General features: G+C 61.3%; 23 protein-coding genes and 1 tRNA gene. 5 read left to right on the plus strand and 19 right to left on the minus strand.

Going from position 1 to position 20,248, the window contains the following annotated elements:
• Positions 1 to 4: 4 nt before the first annotated feature.
• Positions 5 to 81, minus strand: a tRNA-Arg gene (locus tag AB4O40_RS07685).
• Between the two features lie 274 nt (positions 82 to 355).
• On the opposite strand from AB4O40_RS07685, the gene folD reads away from it, so the two are divergent.
• Both folD and pbpG read left to right on the plus strand, forming a co-directional pair.
• Positions 356 to 1,210: a bifunctional methylenetetrahydrofolate dehydrogenase/methenyltetrahydrofolate cyclohydrolase FolD gene (folD, locus tag AB4O40_RS07690; protein ID WP_046043051.1), complete on the plus strand. Its 855-nt coding sequence runs from the start codon at positions 356 to 358 to the stop codon at positions 1,208 to 1,210.
• 235 nt (positions 1,211 to 1,445) lie between these two features.
• Complete coding sequence (gene pbpG / locus AB4O40_RS07695; RefSeq protein ID WP_056722336.1) at positions 1,446 to 2,384, plus strand: D-alanyl-D-alanine endopeptidase; 939 nt, start codon at positions 1,446 to 1,448, stop codon at positions 2,382 to 2,384.
• 56 nt (positions 2,385 to 2,440) lie between these two features.
• Here pbpG and AB4O40_RS07700 read toward each other — a convergent pair whose 3' ends face one another.
• The 3 genes from AB4O40_RS07700 to AB4O40_RS07710 all read right to left on the minus strand — a co-directional run bounded on the left by AB4O40_RS07700 (position 2,441) and on the right by AB4O40_RS07710 (position 3,709).
• Positions 2,441 to 2,656 carry a hypothetical protein gene (locus AB4O40_RS07700; protein WP_007977127.1) on the minus strand — a complete coding sequence of 72 codons (216 nt, stop codon included), beginning with the start codon at positions 2,654 to 2,656 and terminating at the stop codon, positions 2,441 to 2,443.
• Between the two features lie 17 nt (positions 2,657 to 2,673).
• Entirely contained in the window at positions 2,674 to 2,880 is a 207-nt protein-coding gene (locus tag AB4O40_RS07705) for a DUF6021 family protein (protein WP_056722339.1), read from the minus strand.
• 94 nt (positions 2,881 to 2,974) lie between these two features.
• Positions 2,975 to 3,709 carry a peptidase C39 family protein gene (locus AB4O40_RS07710; protein ID WP_056722341.1) on the minus strand — a complete coding sequence of 245 codons (735 nt, stop codon included), beginning with the start codon at positions 3,707 to 3,709 and terminating at the stop codon, positions 2,975 to 2,977.
• Between the two features lie 179 nt (positions 3,710 to 3,888).
• Between AB4O40_RS07710 and AB4O40_RS07715 the strand changes: the two genes are divergently transcribed.
• A complete protein-coding gene (locus AB4O40_RS07715) occupies positions 3,889 to 4,056 on the plus strand; it encodes a hypothetical protein (RefSeq protein WP_177336458.1) in 168 nt (55 codons plus the stop codon).
• 83 nt (positions 4,057 to 4,139) lie between these two features.
• On the opposite strand, the gene AB4O40_RS07720 is transcribed toward AB4O40_RS07715, so the two are convergent.
• Both AB4O40_RS07720 and AB4O40_RS07725 read right to left on the minus strand, forming a co-directional pair.
• Positions 4,140 to 4,889 carry a TerC family protein gene (locus tag AB4O40_RS07720; RefSeq protein ID WP_460055163.1) on the minus strand — a complete coding sequence of 250 codons (750 nt, stop codon included), beginning with the start codon at positions 4,887 to 4,889 and terminating at the stop codon, positions 4,140 to 4,142.
• A gap of 29 nt (positions 4,890 to 4,918) precedes the next feature.
• Positions 4,919 to 5,161, minus strand: coding sequence for a hypothetical protein (locus AB4O40_RS07725; protein ID WP_008048837.1), 243 nt, complete (start codon positions 5,159 to 5,161; stop codon positions 4,919 to 4,921).
• 135 nt (positions 5,162 to 5,296) lie between these two features.
• On the opposite strand from AB4O40_RS07725, the gene nhaR reads away from it, so the two are divergent.
• Positions 5,297 to 6,196 carry a transcriptional activator NhaR gene (gene nhaR / locus AB4O40_RS07730; RefSeq protein WP_056722345.1) on the plus strand — a complete coding sequence of 300 codons (900 nt, stop codon included), beginning with the start codon at positions 5,297 to 5,299 and terminating at the stop codon, positions 6,194 to 6,196.
• Here nhaR and AB4O40_RS07735 read toward each other — a convergent pair.
• The gene (locus AB4O40_RS07735; RefSeq protein ID WP_008048831.1) at positions 6,183 to 7,343 is read right to left on the minus strand and encodes an MFS transporter; all 1,161 of its coding nucleotides are present in this window, start codon (positions 7,341 to 7,343) and stop codon (positions 6,183 to 6,185) included. The two genes, nhaR and AB4O40_RS07735, sit on opposite strands and share 14 nt — an antisense overlap.
• Positions 7,344 to 7,688: 345 nt before the next feature.
• On the opposite strand from AB4O40_RS07735, the gene sstT reads away from it, so the two are divergent.
• Positions 7,689 to 8,921 carry a serine/threonine transporter SstT gene (sstT, locus tag AB4O40_RS07740; RefSeq protein WP_046043062.1) on the plus strand — a complete coding sequence of 411 codons (1,233 nt, stop codon included), beginning with the start codon at positions 7,689 to 7,691 and terminating at the stop codon, positions 8,919 to 8,921.
• A 146-nt stretch (positions 8,922 to 9,067) separates the two neighbouring features.
• On the opposite strand, the gene AB4O40_RS07745 is transcribed toward sstT, so the two are convergent.
• The 12 genes from AB4O40_RS07745 to AB4O40_RS07800 all read right to left on the minus strand — a co-directional run bounded on the left by AB4O40_RS07745 (position 9,068) and on the right by AB4O40_RS07800 (position 20,073).
• On the minus strand, positions 9,068 to 9,577 hold the full coding sequence (locus tag AB4O40_RS07745; RefSeq protein ID WP_056722346.1) for a DUF1993 domain-containing protein: 510 nt from the start codon (positions 9,575 to 9,577) through the stop codon (positions 9,068 to 9,070).
• 75 nt (positions 9,578 to 9,652) lie between these two features.
• The gene (locus AB4O40_RS07750; protein ID WP_056722348.1) at positions 9,653 to 10,528 is read right to left on the minus strand and encodes an SDR family oxidoreductase; all 876 of its coding nucleotides are present in this window, start codon (positions 10,526 to 10,528) and stop codon (positions 9,653 to 9,655) included.
• A gap of 71 nt (positions 10,529 to 10,599) precedes the next feature.
• The gene (locus AB4O40_RS07755; RefSeq protein ID WP_056722350.1) at positions 10,600 to 11,748 is read right to left on the minus strand and encodes an acetyl-CoA C-acetyltransferase; all 1,149 of its coding nucleotides are present in this window, start codon (positions 11,746 to 11,748) and stop codon (positions 10,600 to 10,602) included.
• A gap of 170 nt (positions 11,749 to 11,918) precedes the next feature.
• A complete protein-coding gene (locus AB4O40_RS07760; protein ID WP_056722352.1) occupies positions 11,919 to 12,974 on the minus strand; it encodes an acyl-CoA dehydrogenase family protein in 1,056 nt (351 codons plus the stop codon).
• Between the two features lie 10 nt (positions 12,975 to 12,984).
• A complete protein-coding gene (locus tag AB4O40_RS07765) occupies positions 12,985 to 14,151 on the minus strand; it encodes an acyl-CoA dehydrogenase family protein (protein ID WP_056722354.1) in 1,167 nt (388 codons plus the stop codon).
• A gap of 10 nt (positions 14,152 to 14,161) precedes the next feature.
• A complete protein-coding gene (locus AB4O40_RS07770) occupies positions 14,162 to 14,917 on the minus strand; it encodes an enoyl-CoA hydratase family protein (RefSeq protein WP_223541580.1) in 756 nt (251 codons plus the stop codon).
• An 11-nt stretch (positions 14,918 to 14,928) separates the two neighbouring features.
• Complete coding sequence (locus AB4O40_RS07775; protein WP_056722357.1) at positions 14,929 to 15,996, minus strand: NAD(P)H-dependent flavin oxidoreductase; 1,068 nt, start codon at positions 15,994 to 15,996, stop codon at positions 14,929 to 14,931.
• Between the two features lie 2 nt (positions 15,997 to 15,998).
• The gene (locus tag AB4O40_RS07780) at positions 15,999 to 16,871 is read right to left on the minus strand and encodes an enoyl-CoA hydratase (RefSeq protein WP_056722359.1); all 873 of its coding nucleotides are present in this window, start codon (positions 16,869 to 16,871) and stop codon (positions 15,999 to 16,001) included.
• Positions 16,872 to 16,894: 23 nt separating this feature from the next.
• Positions 16,895 to 17,683: a CoA-transferase subunit beta gene (locus tag AB4O40_RS07785; protein WP_056722361.1), complete on the minus strand. Its 789-nt coding sequence runs from the start codon at positions 17,681 to 17,683 to the stop codon at positions 16,895 to 16,897.
• Positions 17,684 to 17,694: 11 nt separating this feature from the next.
• Positions 17,695 to 18,576: a CoA transferase subunit A gene (locus AB4O40_RS07790; RefSeq protein ID WP_223541584.1), complete on the minus strand. Its 882-nt coding sequence runs from the start codon at positions 18,574 to 18,576 to the stop codon at positions 17,695 to 17,697.
• Between the two features lie 11 nt (positions 18,577 to 18,587).
• Positions 18,588 to 19,478 (minus strand): VOC family protein, encoded by an 891-nt coding sequence (locus AB4O40_RS07795; protein ID WP_056722365.1) that lies wholly within the window; start codon positions 19,476 to 19,478, stop codon positions 18,588 to 18,590.
• Positions 19,479 to 19,713: 235 nt separating this feature from the next.
• Positions 19,714 to 20,073, minus strand: a complete 360-nt coding sequence (locus tag AB4O40_RS07800; RefSeq protein ID WP_460055152.1) for a DUF6124 family protein — start codon at positions 20,071 to 20,073, stop codon at positions 19,714 to 19,716.
• Positions 20,074 to 20,248: the final 175 nt, after the last annotated feature.

The following is a 20,248-nucleotide window of genomic DNA, read 5'->3' on the forward strand; positions in this document are numbered from 1 at the left end:
CTAATGGCGCACCCGGCAGGACTCGAACCTGCGACCATCCGCTTAGAAGGCGGATGCTCTATCCAGCTGAGCTACGGGCGCCTTGTTAGCTGTAACCTTGGAGGACTACAAACTAAGTGCTTTCCAGTCTCGCAGAATCGTAATCCCGCTCAACCTTCCTAACCAGTGCTAGGCTGTGCCCGACAAGTGCGACGAATAGTATAGAGCCACCCGAAGGTCGTCAAATCCTTTTTAAAAAAAATTCATTTAATTAAAGGAGTTAGGGGAATTTGCAGACCAAGCGCCTTTGCCCTCACCGCATGACATGCGAGAATGCGTTCTCTTTTTTTCCCCTCTCGATGGTTAATCACGCGCAATGACTGCACAACTTATCGACGGCAAATCGATCGCCGCCAGCCTGCGCCAGCAGATCGCCCAACGTGTCACCGAGCGTCGCCAGCAAGGCCTGCGCACGCCCGGCCTTGCGGTGATCCTGGTCGGCAGCGATCCTGCCTCTCAGGTTTATGTCTCGCACAAGCGTAAAGACTGTGAAGAGGTCGGCTTTCTATCCCAAGCCTATGACCTGCCTTCGGAAACCACTCAAGAAGCGCTGACCGAGCTGATCGATCGCCTGAACGACGATCCTGCAATCGACGGCGTCCTGCTTCAGCTTCCGCTTCCCGAGCACCTGGACGCCTCCAGGCTGCTGGAACGCATTCGTCCGGATAAAGACGTCGACGGTTTCCATCCTTATAACGTCGGCCGCCTGGCCCAGCGAATCCCGCTGCTGCGCCCATGCACCCCCAAAGGCATCATGACCCTGCTGGAAAGCACTGGTGTCGACCTTTACGGGATGGATGCCGTTGTCGTCGGCGCATCCAATATCGTTGGCCGCCCAATGGCCATGGAATTGCTGCTGGCCGGTTGCACCGTGACGGTCACCCACCGCTTTACCAAGGACCTGGCCGGCCATGTCGGCCGTGCGGACCTGGTCGTCGTCGCTGCCGGCAAGCCGGGCCTGGTCAAGGGTGAATGGATCAAGGAAGGCGCGATCGTGATCGATGTCGGCATCAACCGCCAGGACGATGGCAAGCTGGTCGGTGACGTGATCTACGAAACCGCCCTGCCCCGCGCCGGCTGGATCACTCCGGTACCGGGCGGTGTCGGCCCGATGACCCGAGCCTGCCTGCTGGAAAACACCCTGTACGCTGCTGAAACCCTGCACAGCTGAGTTTCAACGCGCACGCGTTCAGCGTGACAAGGAACCCCGCCCTGGCGGGGTTTTTTTTGCCCGCGAAAAACACCGACCGCCTGCCGGAAAATGACTTTCTTTTCATGTTTCTCAGGACTTTCACCTGTTACTTGATCAACCATCGACAGTTATTCAGCCATACTCCAGAATGTCGCGCTTTTTACGAAATAGCCCGTTACAAAACGGCTTATCAACACCTTACGAGTCTGCCAGCGTGAAAATCCGTCTTTCCATCCTGAGCCTATTTTTTGCAGTTACAGGGACTTTCATCACGCCAATCGCCAGCGCTGGCGAAACCACGGCAGCGCCTCGAGACACCTCGCAACTCAAGCTCGCCTCCGGCAGCTCTTTACTGCTGGATATGCAGACCAACAAAGTCATCTATGCCAGCAATCCGGACGTCGTCGTTCCCATCGCGTCCGTCAGCAAATTGATGACCGGCCTGGTCGTGGTTGAAGCCCGGCAAAACATGGATGAATACATCAACATCAACATCAGCGACACACCGGAAATGAAAGGTGTGTACTCCCGGGTCAAGCTCAAGAGCGAACTGCCGCGCCGGGAAATGCTGCTGATTGCCCTGATGTCATCTGAAAACCGGGCCGCGGCAAGCCTGGCCCACCACTATCCGGGTGGCTATGCCGCGTTCATTGCTGCAATGAACGCCAAGGCCCGGGCCTTGGGCATGACCAATACCCATTTCGTCGAACCGACAGGGCTCTCGCCGCGCAACGTTTCGACAGCTCGCGACTTGAGCAAACTGTTGATCGCCGCGCACAAGTACCCGCTGCTGACCGAACTGAGCACAACCAAGGAAAAGACCGTTTCGTTTCGCAAACCGAACTACAGCCTGGGTTTTCGCAACACCGACCATTTGGTGCGCAAGCAGGACTGGGACATCCAGCTGACAAAAACCGGTTTCACCAACGAAGCAGGTCACTGCCTGGTGCTGGTGACCCGAATGGGTAACCGTCCGGTGGCCTTGGTGATCCTTGACGCCTATGGCAAGTACACCCATTTTGCCGATGCCACGCGCATGCGTAATTGGGTAGAGAGCGGAAAAAGTGCTGACGTGCCTTCCGTCGCCTTGCAGTACAAGGCAGACAAGAACCTCAAGCAGCGCCAGAGCGGCGTGGTTGAAGCGTCGAAGTAACCAAGCGGCAGCGCACGAAAAGCCCCGATCATTCGGGGCTTTTTTTCGCCGGATCTTCAGTCGTTGGGCAGCGGCATCTGGTCGTCATCCGGGATGCCGTCACCAGTACTTGGATCTCTCCAACCCTTCGGCTTTTCAGTGGGCACCACCGTTGGCCGCGCCAGGGGATCGCGCAACGGGCTGTCGGGATCCATCACCGGATCGGTGCTTTGCTCGGGGGTTGTAGGGACAGTTTCCGGACGTTTGTCGTCGAAACTGGAATCGGTAGACATACGCACCTCCATTGGACCTAAGGCTTCAGGTCACCCAGTGGATCATAGGGCTTGGCCGGAGCCTTGGGGTTGTCACCCGGCTTCACGTCCCTCGGTGCCTTGGCAGGCCCGATCGGGTCGACCTGAGGATCGGCAAGGTCCGGGGAGTCGGGATCGAAACCCAGCTCATCACCAGACGAATGTTCAGACGAGTGCGGACCGACGGGCGTTTTGGAATGAGCCATGGGTACCTCCTGATATGGACCCGAAGCAATGTTCCGGGCCCTTAAGATCAGAGGCTGACCATGGGTAATGGTGCCCGGCGGGTGACCAACGGACTTACTGGCTGGCCAAGGCTTTTTTCGCCCTGGCGGCGGCCTGTTCCTGACCGGCCTGGGCCAGATCGTTGGCGGCCTTGAGCCAACGCTGCTGATCGACCTGGGCCGGGATTTGGCTCGGATTCTGGATCAGCACCGCCCAACCACCGGCATCCTTGAACGCCGACTCGAAGGAACTGAAGCTCATCAGTTCGCGGCGGTTCATCCCGGCCCGCACCAGGACCGTCTGCTTCTGGCGGTTGTAGCCGGCCAGAATGGCGTAACGCGGTTCGGCCCACATGGCCGAGCCTTCGGTAAAGCGCACCATCACTGGATAACCGGCGGCAACTTGGGTCAACAGGGCGGCAAGGTTGCTATCGAGGGGGTAAACGACCATCCCGTACTCGCGGGCCAGGTTCTGCATGTTCTGTTGTAACTGGGCTTCGCCTCCCGGCAAATGCAGGGGTTTGTCGAGCAGTCCCGGGGTAATCACGATGCCCTGCTGGGACAGCATGCTGGCCAGCACCTGCGGCCCGCTTTGATACGCATCGCCCCGGTAGAACCGGCCGCTGAGTTCGACTCGTTCCGGCAGGCGCTTGATCTCGGGCGCAACGCTCCCGGCACAGCCCGCCAGGCTTGCCACGCAACCGGCGATCAGCATGGTCGACAAAATTCGAGAAAATACCCGCACCATCATCTCTCTCTTGTTCAGGTTCAGACGCCAGGCAATCCCATTCCCGGCTTGGGCGTCGATCATAGGTCGCCGCGCCGCTACGGTATAGCTCTAAACGGTAGCGGAGTGCATTCGATAGAGCGAACTGGTTGGGGACAGACGACTTTCGGTCAATAGCCTGAAATGCAGCAACGGCTAGACTGTTCACTGAAGAGACGACAGCGAAGCGTGAGTGCCCATAGAAGGGCAAAGAGGAGGCACAGATGAGCCTGACCATGATCATTGTAATGTTGGTTTGCGGCTGGCTGGCGGTAGCTGCCGCCATGCTGTGGGGCGTGCTGCGCATCACTCGCCGCCACCATTATCCTGTCCAGCCGGCTCCTGCGCCGGAAGCGGACAAGACGCCGAACCAACACGCCAACGCTCACTGACCACACCACACCTTTACCCGAGACCAACAAAAACGGCCGCCTGCACTCCTTCGAGTTCAGGCGGCCGTTTCGTTCAGCGTGGGTCAGGCCTCGGTGGCTGCCCGCTTCTCCCTGGACCGACGGGACATCATGTTCAACACCTCGATCGCAGCCGAGAATGCCATGGCCGCATAGACGTAGCCTTTCGGTACATGGGCACCGAAGCCTTCGGCGATCAGTGTCATGCCGATCATGATCAGGAAGCCCAGGGCCAGCATCACCACCGTCGGGTTGTCGTTGATGAACTTGGCCAGCGGATCAGCCGCCAGCAACATCACCAGTACCGACACCACCACCGCGATGACCATGATCGGCAAATGCTCGGTCATGCCGACAGCGGTAATGATGCTGTCGATGGAGAACACCATGTCCAGCATCAGGATCTGACCGATCGCGGCAGCAAAGCCCAGGGTCACGGTCGAGGTCGCCGATTTCGGATCTTCCGGTGCCGGGTCCATGCTGTGATGGATCTCGGTGGTCGCCTTCCACAACAGGAACAGGCCACCGGCAATCAGGATCATGTCTTTCCAGGAGAACGCGTGGTCGAGAATCTCGATCACCGGATTGGTCAACTGGACGATGAACGCAATGGTGCTCAGCAAGCCCAGGCGCAGGATCAACGCCATGCCGATACCGATGCGTCGTGCCCGCTGGCGATTGTGCAAGGGCAGCTTGTTGGTCAGGATCGAGATGAAGATCAGGTTATCGATGCCGAGCACGATCTCCATCACAATCAGGGTGGCAAGGGCGACCCAGGCGGTGGGGCTGGCGGCAAGTTGTAAAAGGTAGTCCATGGGTCAGTCCTGACTCGTTGTAATACGGTTTAGATTTCCTGGGAGGAAGATTCGGTTTTTTCCGATTCTTTTTCCGATGATTCTTTTTTGCTGATCAACCCGCTGGTGGCGTCACTGAGCGCCTGTTCGGCGGCCTTGTGGGTATCGTCAATCGCCTGTTTGGCGCTTTCGGCAGCCTTGCCCATCAATTGTTGCGCGCTTTTCTCGGCCTGGTCGCAACCGGCCAGTACCAGTAAAGACGTAATCAGCAGTGCCGTAGCTTTAAGCTTCATGATGCTTTCCTCGATAGAACAAACGGGACCTAAACGATGGCCCGTTGATAGCGATGCATTCTAGGGAAGCAAACACTTCAGGAAAATTCGTATTTTTAGCGGTTATACTTCGATTTTTACGAAGTGTTGGACGCCATGCTCAACTATCGGCAATTGCATTACTTCTGGGTGGTGGCCAAGACCGGCAGCATCGTGCGCGCCTGTGAGCAGCTCAATCTCACGCCACAAACCATCAGCGGGCAGATTTCATTGCTGGAACAGACCTTTGGCATCGAGTTGTTCCGGCGCGTCGGACGGCAACTGGAACTCACCGAGGCCGGCCGCCAGGCCCTGCCCTACGCCGAACAAATGTTCCAGCTCGGTGGCGAACTGGAACTGATGCTGCGGGCACAACCCAATGAACAGCAGATCCTGTTTCGTGTCGGTGTGGCCGACGTGGTGCCCAAGTCCATCGTCTATCGCCTGATTGCACCGACCATGGAACTGAGCGAACCGCTGCGCATCACTTGTCGCGAAGACAAGCTTGAGCGTTTGCTGGCTGACCTGGCGATCCAGCGCCTGGACCTGGTGATCTCCGACAGCCCGATGCCGTCGCACCTGGACATCAAGGGCTACAGTCAGAAACTCGGTGAGTGCGGGATCAGCTTCTTCGCCACCCCTGAACTGGCGGCGCGTTATGGACACGACTTTCCGCGCAATCTGCACGGTGCGCCGCTGCTGATTCCCGGGCCGGAAACCGTGGTGCGCAGCCGCTTGCAACGCTGGTTCGCCGAGCAGCAGATCCAGCCGCAGATTGTCGGTGAGTTCGACGACAGTGCCCTGATGCAGGCCTTCGGCCAATCCGGCAGCGGGATATTCATCGGCCCGAGCGTGATTGCCGATGAAGTGCAACGCCAATACGGCGTGGAGGTGATTGGCCAGACCGACGCGGTGAGCGAGTCGTTCTATGCCATCTCAGTGGAACGCAAGGTCAAGCACCCCGGCATTGTCGCCATTACCGAAGGTGCCCGACGCGAGCTGTTTACAGCGCTGTGACCTCTTCGCGGGGCTTGAAGGTCATCAGGGCGATGGCCAGCAGGATCGACGCCAGAATGAAAGCGGCGGCGGCGAAGCCAAGGCCTTGCAGACCGACGCTGTCGATCACCCGACCACCGATCATCGCCCCCAGACCGATACCGAGGTTGGCCCCGGCGATGTTCAGCGACGCGGCGAAAGCCGGCGCTTCGGGAGCCGCTTTCATCAGGCGCACATGGCTGACCAGGAACAACGCCGCCTGGGTCACGCCCCAGATGCCCATCGCCGCCGCCAGGCCGAGGGGCGAATGGATGTTCGGCACCAGCGCCACCAGGCCGGCGATCATGAACGCACAGAACATCATCGACGCCATCAACGGGTGACGATCCACCGCACGGCCACCCAGGGAGTTGCCGATCAGCCCGACCGCGCCGAAGCCCATCAGGCACCAGCCGACCACGGTGCCGTTGAAGCCTGCCAGGCGCTCAAGAATGTCCGCCAGATAGGTGTACGCGGTGAACATGCCGCTGAACACAATCACAGACAGCAGCACGTGACCGAGCATCAGCGGGCTGCGCAGGATCTTGAACTGCGAGCGAAAACTCACCTGATGCTGGTGCAGGTTGGTCCTGGGCAGATAGATAAACAGCAGCAACGCCTTGGCAAAGGCGATGACCGCCAGAATCGCGAAGGCACTGCGCCAGCCGAACGCATCGGAAATCAGCGTGCCCACGGGAATGCCGAACACCGTGGCGCAAACGATGCCGAAACCGATCTTGGCAATGGCGCGCCCGGCGTAATCCGGCCCGACGATATCCACCGCCGTTTCGCTGGCCAAGGCCCAGAACACCGGCAGCCCCAGTGCCGGGATCAAACGGGCAAACGCCATCACCCAGATATTCGGCGCCAGCGCTGCGAGCGTGTTGGCCAAGCCAAACATGATCAGCACCGAGATGAACAGCTTGCGCCGCTCGAAGCGGGCGAAATACGCCGTCAGGAACGGCCCGAACGCGGCCACGGTGAAAGCGAACAGGGTCACCAGTAAACCGGCCTGGGGGATGCTGACCTCCAGGTCCCGGGCGATGGCCGGCAATAGGCCGACGATGATGAACTCCGTGGTCAGCACCGTGAAGCCGGCGGCGGACAACAGAAGAATGGGCAACAGCATGCAAAACTCCAGAAAACGAAAACACCAGCGATAGCCCGAAGGCCCACTGGCAGACATGAAAATGAGGATGGCGAATCTTAACAGAGTGTTTTCGGATGCGGTTGCACGAACCTGCAATTCGCGTTGAATGCCAGGGTGGCAGTTCGTCACAGGTCTGAAAGATCGTTCCTGCGCTGTGATAAAGTCCGCGCCCTTTGTGGCGAGGGAGCAAGCTCCCTCGCCACAGGAATCAGCGCTGGCATTAGCGCCGTGTTCCCCTCTCGGTTTCCCGTCTGCGGCCTGCCCTGCTTGTTGCTGCAACTGCGGTGAAACCTCGCACTTATAAAAAATCAGAGATGCCGTTTTATGACTGCTTCATCCCCTTCTCTATTGCAACGCCTTAAACGCTTGAGCCTGGTCACACAGATCGTGATCGGCCTGATCGCCGGTATTGCCCTGGCACTGATTGCCCCCGACCTGGCCAAGTCCACGGCGTTCATCGGCAAAGTGTTTGTCTCGGCACTGAAAGCCGTCGCGCCAATTCTTGTGTTCGTGCTGGTCATGGCGTCGATTGCCAACCACAAGCACGGCCAGGAAACCCATATCCGGCCGATTCTGTTCCTGTATCTGCTGGGCACTTTCGCCGCCGCCGTGGTCGCGGTGGTTGCCAGCATGACGTTCCCTTCGAGCCTGGTGCTGTCGACCCAGGACGTCGCGGTCACTGCGCCAGGCGGGATTGGCGAAGTGCTGCAAAGCCTGTTGCTGAGCGTGGTCGATAATCCGGTCAGCGCCCTGATGAATGCCAACTTCATTGGTATTCTGGCCTGGGCCATCGGCATGGGCATTGCCATCCGCCACGCCGGCGACACCACCCGTGAAGTGCTGGGCGACCTGTCCAACGGCGTGACGGTGATTGTGCGCCTGGTGATCAGCTTCGCCCCGCTGGGCATCTTCGGCCTGGTGGCCTCGACGCTCGCCACCTCCGGTTTCGGCGCCCTGATCGGCTACGCGCACCTGCTGGCCGTACTGCTGGGCTGCATGCTGTTCGTGGCGCTGGTGATGAACCCGCTGATCGTATTCTGGAAACTGCGTCGCAACCCGTACCCACTGGTGCTGACCTGCCTGCGCGAAAGCGGCATCACGGCATTCTTCACCCGTAGCTCGGCGGCGAACATTCCGGTCAACCTGGAGTTGAGCAAGCGCCTGGGCCTGCACGAAGACACCTACTCGGTATCGATCCCGCTGGGCGCGACCATCAATATGGCGGGAGCTGCGATCACCATCACCGTGCTGACCCTGGCGGCCGTGCACACCCTCGGCATCGCCGTGGACATTCCCACCGCGATCCTGCTGAGCGTCGTCGCAGCCATCTGCGCCTGCGGTGCTTCGGGTGTGGCCGGTGGTTCGCTGTTGCTGATTCCACTGGCGTGCAGCCTGTTCGGCATCCCGAGCGAAATCGCCATGCAGGTGGTGGCGGTCGGTTTCATCATCGGCGTGTTGCAGGACTCGGCGGAAACCGCGCTGAACTCCTCCACCGATGTGCTGTTCACCGCGGCGGCTTGCCTGGGTGAAGAGGCAAAAGCAGAGCGATTGGCGTAAAGATCAAAAGATCGCAGCCTGCGGCAGCTCCTACAGGGGGTACGCGTTCCTCTGTAGGAGCTGCCGCAGGCTGCGATCTCTGGCTCCACCAACGAAAAAGCCCGCCAAGGCGCAAACCTTGGCGGGCTTTTTTGTACCTGGACGGTTTAGAACGCGCCCATGTAGTCGCGCTTGCCCACTTCCACGCCGTTGTGGCGCAGCAGTGCGTAAGTGGTGGTGACGTGGAAGAAGAACTGCGGCAGGCCGTAGGTCAGCAGGTAGGACTGACCGCTGAAGCGCTTCTCTTTAGGCGTGCCCGGACGGGTCACGATCTCGATGCCTTCCTTGCCGTTGATCTGCTCCGGCGTGAACTCGCCGATGTAGGCCAGAACCTTGGCGATCAATGCTTGCAGCTCGGCGAAGGTGGTTTCAGTGTCGTCGTACTTCGGCAGTTCGACTTCGGCCAGACGCGAAGAAATGCCTTTGGCGAAATCAACGGCGATCTGCACCTGGCGTACCAGCGGGAACATGTCCGGGAACAGGCGCGCTTGCAGGAAGGCGTTAGGGTCGATGTTTTTTTCGGTGGCGTGGGCTTCGGCCTTTTTCAGCACACCGCTGAGGGCGTTGAGCATTTGCTGGAGAACAGGGATGGAAGCGTCGTACAGGGAAATGGTCATGGCAGTCTCGTGTGATGACAGGAGGGAACGTGGGGCCGATTATAGCCACCCGCGCCCTCCCGAGACCGTTCTTTTTCAGCTGCCGTAAACCTTCGCCGCCGGAACGGCCTGAGTCATCAGCTGCGCAATCGCTTCGCCCATCTCGCCAACCGCCCAGCGGCCCTGGCGATCCAGTTGCGGACCACGGCGCCAGCCGTCGGCGATCGACAACTTGCCGCCCTCGACTTCGAACATCTGCCCGGTCACCCCGGCGGAAGCCTCGGAGCCCAGCCACACCACCAGCGGCGCGACGTTTTCCGGGGCGAAGTAATCGAAGCCTTCTTCAGGCTTTTTCATGGTGTCGGCGAACACTTGCTCGGTCATCCCGGTGCGCGCGGCCGGCGCCAGGGCATTGGCGGTGATCCCGTAGCGGCGCAGTTCAGCCGCCTGCACCAGCGTCAGCGAAGCAATGCCACCCTTGGCCGCCGCATAGTTGGACTGGCCGATGGAGCCCTGCAACCCGGCGCCGGAGCTGGTGTTGATGATCCGCGCATCGACCTTGGCGCCACCCTTGGCCTGCTCGCGCCAGTACTTCACGGCGTGGCTGGAAATGCAGAAGTGGCCCTTCAGATGCACGGCTACCACGGCATCCCAGTCGGCTTCGGTCAGGCTGGCGAACATGCGGTCGCGGCAGATGCCGGCGTTGTTGACCACCACATTCAGGTCGCCAAAGGTTTCGATGGCCTGGCGCACAATCAGGCCCGCCGAGTCGTAGCGGGTGATGTCGTCGCTGTTGGCCACGGCGCTGCCGCCTTGCCCCAGGATTTCGCCGACCACGGCCAGCGCCGCTTCGCGGTTGATGTCGTTGACCACCACTTTCGCGCCTTCGGCGGCGAAAGCCAGCGCGTAGGCGCGGCCCAGGCCACCGCCGGCACCGGTGATGATCACGACGCGGTTTTCACAGATTTTCATATTGCTCATCCTTCAAATTCATCACTCGTTGCCACAATCCCGCTCCCACAGGTTCAGTGGGCATCTTGAAATCACAGGCGTTCGATAATCGTCACGTTGGCCTGACCGCCGCCTTCGCACATGGTCTGCATGCCGTAGCGTCCGCCGCTGCGTTCCAGTTCATGCAGCAAGGTGCACATCAAGCGGGTGCCGGTGGCACCCAATGGATGGCCGAGGGCAATCGCGCCGCCGTTGACGTTGGTCTGTTCGTGGGGATAGCCCGTTTCTTTCAACCAGGCCATGGCCACCGAGGCGAAGGCTTCGTTGATCTCTACGCGGTCGATGTCTTCCAGCTTCATGCCGGCACGCTTGAGTGCGTAAGCGGTAGCCGGGATCGGCGCGGTGAGCATCCAGATCGGGTCTTCGGCGCGCACGCTCAGGTGATGGATGCGAGCCCGTGGTGTCAGGCCGTAACGTTTGAGCGCCGCCTCCGAAACGATCAGCATCGCACTGGCCGCATCACAGGTCTGGCTCGACACCGCGGCGGTCACCCGGTCGCAGCCGAACAGGAACTCCAGCTCGGCCATTTTTTCCAGGCTGGTCTGGCGTGGCGTTTCGTCATGCAGCACACCGGCCAGTGGCACGATCTCGCGATTGAAGCGGCCTTGCTCGATGGCCTGCAAGGCACGTCGATGGGATTCCAGCGAATAGGCTTCAAGCTGCGCCCGGGACAGGTCCCACTTTTCCGCGATCATCTGCGCCGAACGGAACTGCGTCGGCGGTTGCGCGCCATAGCGCCGCACCCAGCCTTCGGAACCGCTGAACGGATCGGTGAAGCCCAAGGGTTCGGCGGCGATCATCGCCGAGGAAATCGGGATCTGGGTCATGGTCTGCACGCCACCGGCGACGACCACATCCTGGGTACCGCTCATCACCGCCTGGGCGGCGAAGTGCACCGCTTGCTGGGACGAACCGCACTGGCGATCGATGGTGGTGCCCGGCACCGCTTGCGACAGGCCGGCCGCCAGCCAACTGGTACGGGCGATGTCACCGGCCAGCGGGCCGATGGTGTCGACACAGCCGAAGATCACGTCGTCGTAATCCTCGTCGGGAATGGCGTTGCGCCCGACCAGCGCACGCAATACGTGGGCGCCCAGGTCGGCGGCGTGGATCTGGCTCAGACCACCCTTGCGCCGCCCGGTGGGCGTGCGCAGGGCGTCGACGATATAAGCTTCAGGCATGGTCTACCTCGGTGAAGAAATTGAAATCTGGTATTGAGAGCGCCGAAAAACCTTGTGGGAGCGAGCTTGCTCGCGATGGCGGAGTGTCAGTCAACATCGATGTTTGGATGTGCCGGCCTCATCGCGAGCAAGCTCGCTCCCACAGGGATGTAGTCACTCTTACTGACGGGTTAGAACGTATTGCCCGCACCCAGCTCCGGGGTGCCGTCAAACAGCGCCGCGCGAATCCGCCCTTTGTGCAGGCCGCGATCACCCCAGACCTTGTCCAGCACCCAGGCGCGCTTCATGAACAGGTGCAAATCCACTTCCCAGGTGTACCCCATGGCACCGTGAGCCTGGATGGTGTTTTTCGCCGCGAGCATGGCCGCTTCTGCGGTCGCCAATTTGGCGTGGGACACGAATACGTCCTGCTCCGGTTGTTGTTCGGCGATGGCATAAGCGGCGCGGTACAGCGGGCCTTTGGCGAACTCGATCTGCACCGCGACGTTGGCCATCAGATGCTTGACCGCCTGGAACGAACCCACCGGTTTGCCGAACTGCTTGCGCTCGAAGGTGTAGTCCACCGCCAGGTCGACCATGCGCTTGGCCAGCCCGAGCAATTGCGCGGCACTGGCGATGGCGCCACGGTTGAAGGCGGCCGCCCACAGTTGCCGCCCTTGCTCACCGTTGGCGACGCAAGTGGCCGGGCTTGGTGTCCACTCGACCTGGAACAGCTGCCGGCTCGGGTCGACCGACTCGTTGCGGGTCAGGCGCACGGCATCACGCTCCAGCGCATGCACTTCGTCGCCATGGGCCAGCAACAGCAGATTGGCGACATGGGCATCGCTGACCAGCGGGTTACCTGGCTCGGAAACCGCGAGACGTGCACGGCCCTCGGCCACTTGCGACAGCCATTTTTGTTTGAGCGACGCGTGTTGCTCATCCAGGGCGGCAAGCAACGGCACGCCGATCAGCATGGTGTCCACCAACGGTTCTGGCAGCCCGGCATAACCGCATTCCTGGGCGATCAGCACGAAGTCCAGCTCATTCATGCCCATGCCGTCCTGCGCCTCGGGCACGGTCAGGGCGGTCAGGCCGAGTTCCACCAGTTGTGCCCAGAGCTGATCACTGCGCCCGTTGTCGCTCTGCCACAGTTCGCGGATGCGTTCCGGGGTGACTTCGTTGATCAGAAAGCTGCGGACGTTGTCCTGAAACAGCAGTTGGTCGCGGCTGAAACTAAAGTCCATGGTCTATTCCTCAGGCTCGCGGCATGCCGAGCATGCGTTCGGCAATGATGTTGCGCTGGATCTCGTTGGTGCCGGCGTAGATCGGACCGGCCTGGGCAAACAGGAAACCCTCCAGCCAATGGCCGACGTCACCGGCGGCCGGTGCATGTGGCAGCAGTTCGCCGCGCAGGCCGAGAATGCTCATGGCGGTGTCGTGCATGCGCTGGTCGAGTTCGGACCAGAAGATCTTGTTGGTCGACGATTCCGGCCCGATCTTGCCGCCCTGCACCAGTTGCGAGGCAGTCATGTAGGTGCTCAGGGTGTAGGCCTCGGCATCGAGCCAGGCACGCATCACCGCTTCACCGATGGCCGGGTCGCGGTCGGCCTGCTCGCGGTTGGCCAGGTACAGCTGCACCAGACGCTTGGCGGTTTCCTGGAAGCGCGCCGGTGAGCGCAGCAACAAACCCCGCTCGAAACCGGCGGTGGACATCGCCACGTGCCAGCCCATGCCTTCGCCACCGAGGGCGTTCTCCACCGGCACCTTGACGTCGTCGAAGAAGATCTCGGCGAAGCCCGGCAAGCCGTTGAGCTGCGGAATCGGCCGCACGGTGATCCCCGGCGTATCCAGCGGCAGCAAAATGAAGGTCAGGCCGTGATGACGCTGGGACTGTGCGTCGGTACGGAAAATACCGAATGCCCAATCGGCCCACACCGCACGGGTCGACCAGGTTTTCTGGCCGTTGATCACGTAGTGGTCGCCCACGCGTTCAGCCTTGGAACGGATCGCCGCCATGTCGGAACCGGCGCCCGGCTCGGACCAGGCCTGGGCCCAGATGTCTTCGCCAGTGGCCATGCGCGGCAGAAAACGCGCCTTTTGCTCCGGGGTGCCGTACTCCATCAGGGTCGGGCCGAGCAGGAAGATACCGTTCTGGTTGACCCGTGCCGGGGCGCCAGAGCGGTAGTATTCCTCTTCGAAAATCAGCCACTCGATCAGGTCGCAACCGCGCCCGCCGAGTTCGGTCGGCCAGGTGACCATGCCCCAACGGCCTTCATTGAGCTTGGTTTCCCACGCCCGGTGCTGGGCAAAGCCAGCCTCGGTGTCGAACGATTGCAGCGGTTCACTCGGTACATTGGCCGCCAGCCAGGTCCGTGCCTCGGCACGAAAGGCCTGCTGGGCCGGGGTATAGGTCAGGTCCATGGATATGCCTTCAGCCGTTGAATCGGGCATCGCGTTTCTCGACGAACGAGTCGCGTGCTTCCTGAGAGTCCAGTGAGCGGTAGGCTTCGAGGGTGAAGCCCTGCTCCCAGCGGTATTTGTCTTCCAGATTGCCGTCTTCGATGCCGCTCAGCGCTTCCTTGGCCAGGCTGATCATGCCGGGGCTCTTGGCGGCGATGGTGCGGGCGATCTGCAACGCGGCGTCGCGCAAGTCTTCGCGCTTGACCACCCGCTCCACCGCACCCAGGCGGTAGGCTTCGGCGGCGTCGATCGCCTCGCCGGTGAAGTACATGTGGCGGACTTTCTGCACCGGGAACAGGCGCTGCAAATGCGCACCGCCGCCCATGGCCCCGCGATCCACTTCCGGCACGCCAAAGGTGGCGCACTCGGACGCGACGATGATGTCGGCGGCGCCGCAAATGCCGATGCCGCCGCCCAGCACGAAACCGTGCACGGCAACGATCACCGGTTTCGGGTTGCGGTGGATGGCCTTGAAGCTGTCGTAGTTGCCCTTGTTCACCGCGACGATCAGGTTGCCGTCGGCGGCCAGTTCCTTGATATCGACCCCGGCGCAGAAGCCGCGACCTTCGGCACGGATCACGATCACCCGCACGTCGCTGTCGCGGCCCAGGCCCTCGATCTCGCTGGCGATATCGGCCCAGCCCTGGCAGTTGAAGGCATTGACCGGTGGTCGGTTGAAGACCAGTTCGGCAATGCCGCTATCAATACTCACGCTAAATGGTTTCATGCCTTTCCCCTTCACGACACACGGCGGCACAGCTCGCCCAGGCGCGCTTCGGCGTCGCGGACGATCTGTTCAATCAATTGGGCGCAGCTGGGCAAGCTGTCGATGGATGCAGCGATTTGTCCGGCAGGCAACACGCCCTCGGCCGGACGCCCGTCGACCATGGCTTTCTGGATCACCATCGGCGCGTTAGCGGCCATGATGCTTTGCGCGGCGGTCAGTTCACCGGCACCGCGCATTTTCAAGGCACTGCTCAGCAACTGGGTCAGGCTCATGCCCGTGTGGCGGCGGTAGGCCAGGCCACTTTGCAACGCCAGCAACAGGCGCTTGAGACCACCGCTGTTTTCCAGCTGGTTGAGCAATTCGTTGCGGATCATCCGTTGCGGCATGCCGTCGATGGCGCGGCTGATGATGATGGCCGCCGGGTCCTTGACCGCCAGGTACCGCGCCAGGGTCGCCTGGGGCACCGGGCTGTCGGCGCACATCAAAAAGCGTGTGCCCATGGCGATGCCTTCGGCACCGTAGGCCAGGGCCGACACCAGGCCCCTGCCGTCCTTGAAACCACCGGCCGCCACCACGGGCACCGACACGGCATTGACCACCTGATCAAGCAGCATCGAAGTAGGAACGGAACCGGTATGCCCGCCGCCCTCGCCGCCCTGTACAGTCACCGCATCGGCGCCCATTTCCACGGCTTTCTGCGCATGCTTGAGCGCGCCCACCGTGGGAATGCACACCACCCCGGCATCCTTCAGGCGGCTGATCATGTGCTTGCCCGGCGAACGGCTGTAGCTGACCGCCCGGACTTTGTGGCGCAATACCAGCTCGACGATCTCGCCGGCATTGGCCTGGTACATGTGGAAGTTCACGCCGAACGGCTGGTCGGTCAGGCGCCGGGTTTCGATAATCGCCGCTTCCATCTGCTGCGGTTCGATGGTCGCCCCGGCGAGAAAACCAAAGCCGCCAGCATTGCCCGTGGCCGCCACCAGTTTTGGGTCGGCGACCCAGCCCATGGCGGTCTGGATGATCGGGTAGCGGCAACCGAGCAGTTCAGTCAAACGAGTATTCAACGAGATCGCCATGCTCACGCCTCGCCCGTTTTGCGCTGGGAACTGGCCATGGCCTTGGCGTCGTAGCCGCCGAGGCGGTCGCCGGACACCAGCTCATTGTGGGCATGGGCGAAGTGATGCAGGCCGAACACCATGTCCATGGTCGCGCGCTTGCCCATCAGGTCTTCAGCGTTGTTCACCGCTTGCTTGCTCAGTTGCAGGCCCAGGCGCGGCATCTGGGCGATGCGCCCCGCGATATCGAGGGTTTGTTGCTCCAACTCATCGCGAGCCACCACCCGATTGAGCATGCCCATCTGATAGGCACGCGGCGCCGGCATGCGCTCGCCGAGGAACAGGAACTCCTTGGCGATGCGCGGATTGAGTTCATGCACGTGGGCGAAATACTCGACTCCGGGAATGCCCATGCGCACCACCGGATCGGCGAAATACGCATCCTCGCTGGCGACGATCAGGTCACAGACCCAGGCCAGCATCAAACCACCGGCAATGCACGCGCCCTGGACCATGGCGATGGTCGGCTTGGGCATCTCGCGCCAGCGACGGCACATGCCCAGATAGACTTCCTGCTCACGGGCATAGAGAAACTCACCGCCCGGTTTGTTCACATGGTCGTACCACAGGCTGGCGCGGTCGAAGGTTTTGTCGACGTCGCGGCCCGGGGTGCCGATGTCATGCCCGGCGGAGAAATGCTTGCCGGCGCCGCGCAGCACAATGACCTTCACTTCATCGTCATCGCAGGCCCGGCGAAACGCCGCGTCCAGCGCATAGGTCATCTGCGAGTTCTGCGCATTGTGGAACTCGGGGCGGTTCATGGTGACCAGGGCCACCGCGTCGCGCACCTCGTACAGCACCACCTCGGCCTGATTGTTATCGTTATGTTCAGCCATCACTTTTCTCCGCAACGCGTTGCTCAGCGTTGGCCTGGCGGGTTGTCTTTGAGTTGCAGGGCGCGCAGGTTGTGCGGATCCAGGCGCTGGATCAGCTGCAACTGCTCGGCCGTCGGTGCCTCCGTGGTCGGGCAAGCGTCCGGCACGTGCAGCTCGAAGCCGGTGTTGTCCTGGACTTGCGCCGCCGTCACGCCGGGGTGCAGCGAACGGATGCGCATCTGCCGCTGCGGGCCCTGGAAATCCAGGACGCAGAGGTCGGTGATGATCAGGCGGATATCTATGTCGTCCAGCGACCAGCCCCGCGCCAGGCGGGCCGGGTTGTAGCCGACCGAGGCGACCATATCGACCTCGCCTTCGACGAACACTCGGCGGTTATGGCTCGGCACGCAAAACGAGTTGGCGTGGCTGATCGAGTTGCCGGGGAAACCGCGCACGCCGAGCATCTGCGCCTTGGGTTTGGCGTAGTCACCGATGCAGGAAATGTTGGCTTGACCGTAACGGTCGATCTGGGTCGGGCCGACCAGCGCATGGCGCTTGCCGCCCCAGACGTTGTCGAAAATCCGCGAGAAACCCATCCAGCTGTCGCGCTTGGGTTCATAGCCTTTGCGCGCGCCCAACGGCACCGGTTCGGCGACCATGTAGGCTTCGGAATCGGTCATCAGCAGGTTCGGGTTGCTGGTCAACATGGCCAGCGAAGCGGCCAGACGCGGGATCACGCCGATGCCGGAGGCCAATACTTCGCCGTCTTCGCGCCAGGCTTCGGAGGCCGCGCAGATCATCAACTCAGCGAGGCTGAAATCAGTAGTGCTCATCGAAAGGCTCCTTAGAAAATCGGCAATGGCAGTTCACGGATCGCAGCCAGGCCGCCGACCTTTTCCAGATACTGTTCGTGGGTGCAGTCGACGTAGTCGCGCACATAACCTTCCCAGCCATCGGCCGCCTGGACCGTGGCGTTGTAGGCTTTGAAGTGCGCAACATCGAAACCGTACAGCGGCGCGCACGACGACGGATGCGCCCCGCCCGGCACGTGGGCCACGGCGGTGGTCAGGTTGCGTTCCCAGAACACTTGATGGGCATGGGCGCTGTCCTGATGGAAATACTCGCTGTCGACCAGCTCATCGCAGGTCACGTAGCTGTGGGTCGCGGCCCGCACGAACAGGTCGTCCATGTAGTGATCCGGACCGCTGATCTGACACACGCCGCGTGCATCGGCGCGGTCGACATGCACCAGCGCCGCATCGAGCTTGAGCGCCGGCATGGCGACCCAGTCCTTGCCATCGGCATAGGGCGAGGCGATCAACTTGATCTGACGGTTGTGGCGCAGCACATCGGTGCCCAGGCCCACGGCGGTCGGAATGAACGGCACATTCATCGCTGCGGCGCGCAGGCCAAGCAGCAACATGCCTTCATCGATCTCCATCACTTCCAGCGCCGCTTCCTGGCGCGCCTTGCGGAAGTACGGCTCCAGTGGAATGAAATCCAGGGACACGAAGGCGAACACCAGCTTCTTGATCTTGCCGGCCGCGCAGAGCATGCCGACGTCCGCGCCACCATATGCAACAACAGTCAGCTCCTTGAGGTCCGAGCGCAGAATCTCGCGCACCAGCGCCATCGGCTTGCGGCGCGGGCCCCAGCCACCGATACCGATGGTCATGCCGTCACGCAGTTGGCCGACGATCTCGGCGGTGCTCATTTGCTTGTCCATCGTCTTGTTCCTCATTGGCGACCGACACTGAAGTCGTGGCCCCAGTGGCTGACCACGGTGCTTTCGAACGGTGTGTGGCGGTCCCAGTCGACCACCAGGCCATCGCAGCCGTATTCCAGGTCAAACCCGGACGGGGTCTTGATGTAGAAAGAAATCATCTGGTCGTTGGTGTGCTGGCCGAGGGTGGCCGACAGCTTCACGCCGTTGGCATGAACGCGATCCAGGGCGCGGCCGACTTCGTCCAGCGCGTTGACCTCGACCATCATGTGCACGCAGCCGTGGGGCATCGGGCACTCGAAAATCGCCAGCGAGTGGTGGCGGCCGTTGTTGCAGTGCAGGAAGTGAATACGCTTTTGCGGTTCGGCCGGGTCCGGGGTGAAGCGGACTTTCATCAGGTCCGACAGGCCGAAACCCATCACCTGCTCGTAGAAGTCGCGGCAGCGTTCGAAGGCCGGGGCTGGCAGTACGACGTGGCCCATGCCGAGGTCGTTGGTGACAAAACCTTTGACGCCCACCGGCGAGACGAAACGGGCGAAATCCTGCAACGGGCCCCAGAAAATTTCGTGGCGATTGCCATCCGGGTCGCTGAAGTGCACCAGTTCCTGGACCTTGCGCAGTTCCGCTTCGGCGGCGGTGCCACGGATCACTTGCACGTCGGCCTGCTGCAACTCGCTGACCGCCTGTTCCAGCGCCGCCTTGCCGGCCACCTCCCAACCGCAGGCACCGAAACCGTTCTCGGCGTTCTTCTGCACGAGGATGCGGTAATGACGCTCGTCCATTTTCAGGTACAGACGCTCATCATCGCCGCTGACCATCATGCCCAACACCTGGCTTGCGTAGTGGCGCCATTGCGCCAGGTCGCTGGACAGCAGGGTGACGTAACCCAGACCACGGATATCCATGGATGCACTCCTCGTTTTTCTCAGGCCGTGCCGCCCTTCGGCTGGTGCCGGGGGAGACTTTATGTAGGGGCTATTCAAACGGGTTCGGGGAGGGGCAACATCGTCCAATGGGACTAGCGGAAAACAGGCAGAACGCAATCCCTGTAGGAGCTGCCGCAGGCTGCGATCTTTTGATTTTGTTTTTCAGATCAAGATCAAAAGATCGCAGCCTTCGGCAGCTCCTACTGGTGGATCGCTACTCTCGCGGATCGATTTGATCGAGCACGCGGTTCGCGGTGATCTCAGCCAGCATGACGTTATTGGAAATACCCAGCAGCGCATTACGGTCACCGCCCTCCAGATGATCCACCAGTTGATGCACCATCACATCGACCGAGGCCAGGGTCTCGACCAGATAGACCACCAGGGTTTCGGTCGTGGCTCCGGGGTCGACGCTGAACAGCGTGCTGATGGTTCGAGGGGTGGCTTTGATGTCGGCTGTCGAGGGGAAGTGGTAAGCGAGGGCACGCTCGGCGGCCTCGTTGAGTTTTTTTGAATCGGGTTCGTATGGGGATACTGGATCGGTGTCCGGCGGGTTTGGTGTGACTTTGAACATATCTCAGGTTCCTAATGATGTGCCAACCTCCTGCTGCTAAACGAAGAGGGTGGCAGCTGCACGCAGGTTAGCAGACCGGGGAACCTAAGAAGCCGGCGCGCCCAAGGGCGCCCTGCGTACAGCCACCATCAAAATACAGGCACAAAACCTGACTGATAGAAGCGTCGTACGACTT

Source organism: Pseudomonas sp. S2_F07, from assembly GCF_054668325.1.

Excerpts from the sequence above, each read along its gene's own strand:
- AB4O40_RS07770 (WP_223541580.1), bottom strand. The coding sequence starts at position 14,917 with ATGAAACCATTTAGCGTGAGTATTGATAGCGGCATTGCCGAACTGGTC.
- AB4O40_RS07720 (WP_460055163.1), bottom strand. The coding sequence starts at position 4,889 with ATGGACTACCTTTTACAACTTGCCGCCAGCCCCACCGCCTGGGTCGCC.
- AB4O40_RS07715 (WP_177336458.1), top strand. The coding sequence starts at position 3,889 with ATGAGCCTGACCATGATCATTGTAATGTTGGTTTGCGGCTGGCTGGCG.
- nhaR (WP_056722345.1), top strand. The coding sequence starts at position 5,297 with ATGCTCAACTATCGGCAATTGCATTACTTCTGGGTGGTGGCCAAGACC.
- AB4O40_RS07765 (WP_056722354.1), bottom strand. The coding sequence starts at position 14,151 with ATGGACCTGACCTATACCCCGGCCCAGCAGGCCTTTCGTGCCGAGGCA.
- AB4O40_RS07735 (WP_008048831.1), bottom strand. The coding sequence starts at position 7,343 with ATGCTGTTGCCCATTCTTCTGTTGTCCGCCGCCGGCTTCACGGTGCTG.
- AB4O40_RS07705 (WP_056722339.1), bottom strand. The coding sequence starts at position 2,880 with ATGGCTCATTCCAAAACGCCCGTCGGTCCGCACTCGTCTGAACATTCG.
- sstT (WP_046043062.1), top strand. The coding sequence starts at position 7,689 with ATGACTGCTTCATCCCCTTCTCTATTGCAACGCCTTAAACGCTTGAGC.
- AB4O40_RS07755 (WP_056722350.1), bottom strand. The coding sequence starts at position 11,748 with ATGCCTGAAGCTTATATCGTCGACGCCCTGCGCACGCCCACCGGGCGG.
- AB4O40_RS07760 (WP_056722352.1), bottom strand. The coding sequence starts at position 12,974 with ATGGACTTTAGTTTCAGCCGCGACCAACTGCTGTTTCAGGACAACGTC.
- folD (WP_046043051.1), top strand. The coding sequence starts at position 356 with ATGACTGCACAACTTATCGACGGCAAATCGATCGCCGCCAGCCTGCGC.
- AB4O40_RS07795 (WP_056722365.1), bottom strand. The coding sequence starts at position 19,478 with ATGGATATCCGTGGTCTGGGTTACGTCACCCTGCTGTCCAGCGACCTG.
- AB4O40_RS07700 (WP_007977127.1), bottom strand. The coding sequence starts at position 2,656 with ATGTCTACCGATTCCAGTTTCGACGACAAACGTCCGGAAACTGTCCCT.
- AB4O40_RS07775 (WP_056722357.1), bottom strand. The coding sequence starts at position 15,996 with ATGGCGATCTCGTTGAATACTCGTTTGACTGAACTGCTCGGTTGCCGC.
- AB4O40_RS07790 (WP_223541584.1), bottom strand. The coding sequence starts at position 18,576 with ATGGACAAGCAAATGAGCACCGCCGAGATCGTCGGCCAACTGCGTGAC.
- AB4O40_RS07710 (WP_056722341.1), bottom strand. The coding sequence starts at position 3,709 with ATGATCGACGCCCAAGCCGGGAATGGGATTGCCTGGCGTCTGAACCTG.
- AB4O40_RS07745 (WP_056722346.1), bottom strand. The coding sequence starts at position 9,577 with ATGACCATTTCCCTGTACGACGCTTCCATCCCTGTTCTCCAGCAAATG.
- AB4O40_RS07750 (WP_056722348.1), bottom strand. The coding sequence starts at position 10,528 with ATGAAAATCTGTGAAAACCGCGTCGTGATCATCACCGGTGCCGGCGGT.
- AB4O40_RS07725 (WP_008048837.1), bottom strand. The coding sequence starts at position 5,161 with ATGAAGCTTAAAGCTACGGCACTGCTGATTACGTCTTTACTGGTACTG.
- AB4O40_RS07800 (WP_460055152.1), bottom strand. The coding sequence starts at position 20,073 with ATGTTCAAAGTCACACCAAACCCGCCGGACACCGATCCAGTATCCCCA.
- AB4O40_RS07785 (WP_056722361.1), bottom strand. The coding sequence starts at position 17,683 with ATGAGCACTACTGATTTCAGCCTCGCTGAGTTGATGATCTGCGCGGCC.
- AB4O40_RS07780 (WP_056722359.1), bottom strand. The coding sequence starts at position 16,871 with ATGGCTGAACATAACGATAACAATCAGGCCGAGGTGGTGCTGTACGAG.